General features: G+C 33.6%; 8 protein-coding genes. 7 read left to right on the top strand and 1 reads right to left on the bottom strand.

The genetic code is table 11. The features are described from left to right. Nucleotides 1-106 precede the first annotated feature (106 nt). From thrS to CXF67_RS03800, 7 genes are all read left to right on the top strand, one after another. A complete protein-coding gene (gene thrS, locus CXF67_RS03830) occupies nt 107-2,053 on the top strand; it encodes a threonine--tRNA ligase (RefSeq protein ID WP_102087535.1) in 1,947 nt (648 codons plus the stop codon). 60 nt (nt 2,054-2,113) lie between these two features. Continuing rightward, entirely contained in the window at nt 2,114-2,629 is a 516-nt protein-coding gene (infC, locus tag CXF67_RS03825; RefSeq protein WP_257984588.1) for a translation initiation factor IF-3, read from the top strand. 27 nt (nt 2,630-2,656) lie between these two features. Further along, nucleotides 2,657-2,854 carry a 50S ribosomal protein L35 gene (gene rpmI / locus CXF67_RS03820; RefSeq protein ID WP_003441017.1) on the top strand — a complete coding sequence of 66 codons (198 nt, stop codon included), beginning with the start codon at nt 2,657-2,659 and terminating at the stop codon, nt 2,852-2,854. An 84-nt stretch (nt 2,855-2,938) separates the two neighbouring features. Further along, nucleotides 2,939-3,283: a 50S ribosomal protein L20 gene (rplT, locus tag CXF67_RS03815; RefSeq protein ID WP_003441019.1), complete on the top strand. Its 345-nt coding sequence runs from the start codon at nt 2,939-2,941 to the stop codon at nt 3,281-3,283. Between the two features lie 162 nt (nt 3,284-3,445). After that, nucleotides 3,446-3,682: a hypothetical protein gene (locus CXF67_RS03810; protein WP_015024951.1), complete on the top strand. Its 237-nt coding sequence runs from the start codon at nt 3,446-3,448 to the stop codon at nt 3,680-3,682. 67 nt (nt 3,683-3,749) lie between these two features. Next, nucleotides 3,750-4,520, top strand: a complete 771-nt coding sequence (locus CXF67_RS03805; RefSeq protein ID WP_102087534.1) for a helical backbone metal receptor — start codon at nt 3,750-3,752, stop codon at nt 4,518-4,520. Nucleotides 4,521-4,586: 66 nt separating this feature from the next. Continuing rightward, on the top strand, nt 4,587-5,396 hold the full coding sequence (locus CXF67_RS03800; protein ID WP_102087533.1) for an alpha/beta fold hydrolase: 810 nt from the start codon (nt 4,587-4,589) through the stop codon (nt 5,394-5,396). A 332-nt stretch (nt 5,397-5,728) separates the two neighbouring features. Here CXF67_RS03800 and CXF67_RS03795 read toward each other — a convergent pair whose 3' ends face one another. Continuing rightward, complete coding sequence (locus CXF67_RS03795; RefSeq protein ID WP_257984587.1) at nt 5,729-5,941, bottom strand: DUF4197 family protein; 213 nt, start codon at nt 5,939-5,941, stop codon at nt 5,729-5,731. Nucleotides 5,942-6,070 lie beyond the last annotated feature (129 nt).

Here is a 6,070-nt window from a genome sequence, read left to right as displayed (position 1 = left end):
CTTGAAGAATAAATGGATATAAGGCTCTGTATTCAACCAAACAAAAGCCATTTGATATTGCAAAGAAAGATTATCTAACTATCTTTGCTCGAAATTAAAAAGAACGATGATAAATATTACTTTACCTGATGGAAGCGTAAAGCAGTTTGACAAAGGATCAACACCTATGAATATTGCTTTTAGCATAAGTGCTGGATTAGCTAGAAACGTCATTTCTGCTAAGTTTAATGATAATGTTGTCGAAACTATTACGCCACTTGAAGAGGATGGTAACTTAGTTCTTTTAACCTTTAAGGATGATGATGGTAAGCAGGCTTTTTGGCATTCGACCGCTCATCTTTTAGCTCAGGCTATCACTAAATTATACCCAGGTGTAAATCTTACCATTGGGCCTTCAATAGAAAAAGGATTTTACTACGATGTGGACCCTAATGGTCAAGCCATTTCCGAAAATGATTTTCCTGAAATTGAAAAGAAGATGCTTGAACTCGCCAGAGGTAAACACGACTTCCAAATGCATCCTGTATCGAAAACAGAAGCCTTAGAGTATTACAAAACAAAAAACAATCCTTATAAAGTTGAGCTTATAGAAAACCTCACTGACGGTGAGATTACTTTTTGTGACCACGATGATTTTACAGATTTATGTAGAGGCGGACATATTCCAAATACAGGCTTTATAAAAGCTGTTAAACTGATGAACATTGCAGGAGCTTATTGGCGAGGCGATGAAAATAATGCCCAACTGACTCGGATATACGGAATTTCATTTCCAAAACAAAAAGAGCTTAAAGAATATCTAGAACTTCTAGAAGAGGCCAAAAAAAGAGACCATAGAAAGCTGGGGAAAGAAATGAAGTTATTTGCATTTTCTCAAAAAGTGGGACTTGGTCTTCCTTTGTGGTTACCAAAAGGGGCAGCGTTAAGAGATCGCTTGGAGAAATTTCTAAAAGATGCTCAGGAAAATGCAGGCTACCAACCGGTTGTTTCGCCTCATATAGGACAAAAAGAATTATATATGACCTCTGGTCATTTTCAGAAGTATGGAGAAGATAGTTTCCAGTCTATAAAGACACCTCAGGATGGAGAAGAATATCTTCTTAAGCCTATGAATTGCCCTCACCACTGTGAAATCTATAATGCACAAACTTGGAGCTATAGAGATTTACCACAAAGGTATGCGGAGTTTGGAACAGTGTATAGATATGAACAAAGTGGTGAACTACATGGGCTTACCAGAGTAAGAGGGTTTACGCAAGACGATGCTCATATTTTTTGTACACCAGCACAGCTAGATGAGGAATTTAAGAAAGTTATAGACTTAGTGCTTTATGTATTTGGGTCCTTGGGGTTTGAAAATTTCACGGCTCAAGTCTCTTTAAGAGATACAGAAAATCCATCAAAATATATAGGATCTGATGAAAACTGGGAAAAGGCAGAATCTGCTATATTAAATGCAGCAGAAGAGAAAGGACTAACCTATAAAATTGTAAAAGGTGAAGCTGCATTTTATGGACCTAAGCTCGATTTTATGGTCAAAGATGCTTTAGGAAGACAATGGCAACTCGGAACTATACAAGTTGACTATAATTTGCCGGAACGCTTTGAATTGGAATATAAGGGAAGTGATAATGAAATGCATAGGCCTGTGATGATTCACAGAGCACCTTTTGGGAGCTTAGAACGTTTTATAGCTATCCTAATAGAGCATACCGGCGGAAATTTTCCCTTATGGTTGATGCCTGAACAAGCTACTATCCTATCAATCAGTGAGAAATATGAAAATTATTCCAAAAAAGTTTTAAGTTTACTTAAAAAACACGAAATTCGCGCTACTTTTGACAACAGAGGAGAAACCATGGGTAAGAAAATCCGTGAGGCTGAAATGAACAAGACACCTTATATGCTCATCGTTGGAGAATCTGAGGTTGAAAATGAAACGGTTTCCGTAAGAAAACATGGAGGTGAAGACTTAGGTCAGATGTCCATTACAAGTTTCGCTGAAATTATAAATGCACAAATAGATAAAGAAATCTATAAATTTGAAGTTTAATTAAAAAATTATATAGCCATAGCAATACGTAGAAAAAAATCAAGACAGTCACCGAGGCAGATAAAAGAGAACCCTCATAAGATCAACGATAAAATAAGAGCTCCAAAGGTTCGTCTTGTTGGTGAGAATGTGAAAGTAGATATCTATTCCTTAAAAGAGGCTCTCGCCATGGCGGAGGAGCAAGAACTCGATTTAGTTGAAATATCTCCAAAAGCAGATCCTCCTGTTTGTAAAGTTATGGACTACAAGAAATTCTTGTATGAACAAAAGAAGCGTGAAAAAGTTCTAAAAGCAAAGACAACTCAAGTTGTTGTGAAAGAGATTCGATTTGGTCCCAACACCGATGATCACGATTATGAATTTAAAAAGAAAAATGCAGAAAAGTTCCTTAAAGATGGAGCAAAACTAAAAGCATTTGTATTTTTTAAAGGTCGTTCCATCGTTTTTAAAGATAAGGGACAAATTTTATTACTTAGACTTGCTCAGGATCTAGAAGATCTGGCTAAAGTCGAACAAATGCCGAAACTAGAAGGGAAAAGAATGATTATGATTCTTGCTCCTGTTTCAAAAAAATAATTGCGATAATTCCAAATACAGATCCAAATGCCAAAGATGAAAACAAAATCGAGTGCTAAAAAGCGTTTTAAAATTACCGGTACAGGTAAAATAAAACGTAAACATGCATTCAAAAGCCACATTTTGACCAAAAAGTCAAAAAAGAGAAAATTGAAGTTAACGCATTCTACTTTAGTTGATAAAGCAGATGTACATAGCATCAAAACTCAATTACGCTTAAAATAAGATAACAGGTTATTATTATTAATCCATGGAGTTAGGCTCATAAAATGTTTATTATAAACTGCCTACTACAAAAAACACTAAATTATGCCAAGATCAACAAATTCCGTCGCTTCCAGAGCCAGACGTAAAAAAATAATGAAGCAAGCCAAAGGTTACTTCGGACGTCGTAAAAACGTTTGGACCATAGCCAAGAATGCAGTCGAAAAAGCAATGTTATATGCTTACAGAGACCGTAAAACCAAAAAGAGAAATTTCAGATCGCTTTGGATCATTAGAATTAATGCTGCAGCAAGATTGCACGGATTATCTTACTCTCAATTTATGGGAAAAGTTAAAGCTCATAACATAGAGTTAAACAGAAAAGTTCTTGCTGATTTAGCAATGAACAATCCTGAAGCTTTTAAAGCTGTTGTAGACAAAGTAAAATAATTTTAATTAATTATTATCGCAATTTAAAACCTGTTCTTATCGAACAGGTTTTTTATTTTAATTTAGTCTAATCATTTATAAAGAGATATTCTCAACAATTTCAATAGTATGATACGTTAAATCCTTAATTTAGTTTAGAATATTTAACTAAAAAAAAGAATTATGGCTATTAGATTTGCGAATAACTGTGGAAACTGTAAGCACTTAGTAGAAAATGCATTTTGTAGTCAACATAATGTTATGGTGTCTTCAAAATATACCTGTGACCAGTTTAAAATGAAAGCAGCTCTCAAAAATGAGAGGAGTTGTTCAGATTGTAGTAAATATGAATCTGAATTATGTGCTCATCCTAAAAAGGCAGCTCCTGGAATGCTTTGTAACTCTTGGAGTCCTGAATAAAAATATAATTTTCTATCTAAATCTTTAAACTGGCTGAAATATCGATTGGTATTTTTAATTTAGAGCTATGAAAGATCAACTAGGTAGAGGACTGTATTTTGAAACTATTCCTCAACGTCTAGTTTGTCTAGTTCCAAGCTTAACAGAATTACTTGTGGATCTAGGGTTAAGGTCAAAACTAGTAGGAGTGACCAAGTTTTGTGTTCATCCAAAAGACATTAAAGAAAATGCTGAAATTATTGGTGGTACTAAAAATGTAAAGTTTGATAAAATCAAGGCTTTACAGCCTGATTTTATTTTAGCCAATAAGGAAGAAAACACTTTTGAGGATATTGACTTGCTGTCAAATGACCTCAAAGTTTATGTAAGTGACATAAATAATCTAAAAGATTTAAAAGGTTTAATCACAGATATATCCTTTCTGTTTGGTGTCGCGGAAAAAGGACTACAGCTGATAGAAGATATTGAAAGCCAATTTCTAGATTTTCAAAATTTCATAAAGAATAAACCAAAACTCAAAGTCGCTTACTTTATCTGGAGGAATCCGTGGATGGTTGTTGGGTCCTCAACTTTTATCAATTATATGTTGGAGTTAAATAACTTTGAAAATGTTTATGCTCACCTTCAACGGTATCCTGAAGTCGATATTAAGGCTCTTAAAAGAGTAGATTATGTTTTGCTATCCTCAGAACCATTTCTATTTAAAGAGGCTCACAAAGCGGAACTATCAGTTAAAGATTATAAAATAGAAATTGTAGATGGAGAATACTTTAGTTGGTATGGTTCGAGACTTGTTAAAGCCTTTTCCTATTTTAAATTATTGAGAGACAAACTATAAAATTATAACATGATTTTCGGTTATTTACCTTATCATGGCTAAACTTATTATATTTGCGATAAAAAATTGATAAACCACACTATATATCAACATGACTCTTCCCAACAATGGGTTACTTTTGTTCATGGTGCTGGTGGAAGTTCATCTATTTGGTTTAAGCAATTAAGAACATTCCGTGTTCATTTTAACATTTTACTACTTGATTTGAGGGGGCATGGGAACTCTAAGCCCAAACTTCAAGATTCGCTTAATGAAAATTATACTTTTGATGCTATTACAGATGACATTCTTGAGGTTTTAAACTTAAATAACATTGAGAAATCACATTTTGTAGGAATTTCCTTAGGGACTATCTTGATAAGAAATTTAGCCGAGAATTACCCTAATCGAGTTTCAAGTATGATTATGGGAGGCGCTATTATGAAAATGAATGTAAGATCTAGATTCTTGATTAAAGTAGGCGTCATCTTCAAGTCAGTTGTCCCTTACATGATTCTTTATAGATTATTTGCATTTATCATCATGCCGAGGAGAAACCATAAAAAATCAAGAAATCTCTTTGTAAATGAAGCAAAAAAACTTTATCAAAAAGAATTCATTAGATGGTTCAAACTGACTTCCGAAATCAATCCATTATTAAAATTCTTTAGACAAAAGCCAATTGATATTCCTTCTCTATACATGATGGGAGAACAAGACCATTTGTTTTTACCAGCGGTTAAAAAGATTTCAGAAACTCATAAGGAGGCTAAGTTGTTTATACTTAAGAACTGTGGACATGTAGTTAATGTTGAACAGCCTAAAGTATTTAATACTCAAGTGATTCAATTTATAAAAAGCCTCGAACATTCAAACGCATCCCTGAAATTGGTTTAATTTTTGGGAGCGAATGCTCTACTTAATAATAGGGGAGATGATTTATTTATGTTATTTCTAATTTCAATTTCTTATATTTCAATCAGTTTACAAACTCACTAGAATACCCTTGAAGTTATATAATCTGTTAAATCGGGGTTTACTTCTTTTGTCAAGGGTATTTGATTGTGTTGGCGTCTGATTATTTCCCATATTTGATCTGCTCCTATTTTTATGACGTTAGATTTTGCTATAGGTTGAAATTTAAGGGGTGCTTTTTTCTATTTGAAATAATATTTAGCAGCTGATGGGCTGCTTAATAAAATGGCTTTCGAGTTTTAAATGGAAGATCTTTAATGGCCAGCTATAAATAGTGGAGTAGCCTCTTTTAAGGCCTCTTCAGCAGCTTTATTTAAGGCACGAATCCTTTTCCTTGTTAACGATTCCAAGCCCATTCTTTGGGGTGTATTTTCAACTGTCTCCAATTCGTTAGGCAATTCAATTTTTACCATCGGTTTTAAATAATAGACATCGTTTTCAAAGCGCTTTGATATTTTTTCATTGATACCTAGCTATACCAATTTAAACCTATAATGTAGCAATAAATCATTTCTTTTTCGCCTGCTTTTTATTGAAAATAATTACCGTAACTAAGGCTATGCTAATTATTTTTAACTTCAATTAGTCAAAAAATA

Source organism: Psychroflexus sp. MES1-P1E, from assembly GCF_002836055.1.
Taxonomy (GTDB): domain Bacteria; phylum Bacteroidota; class Bacteroidia; order Flavobacteriales; family Flavobacteriaceae; genus Psychroflexus.
This window is presented reverse-complemented; position numbering and strand designations above follow the sequence as displayed.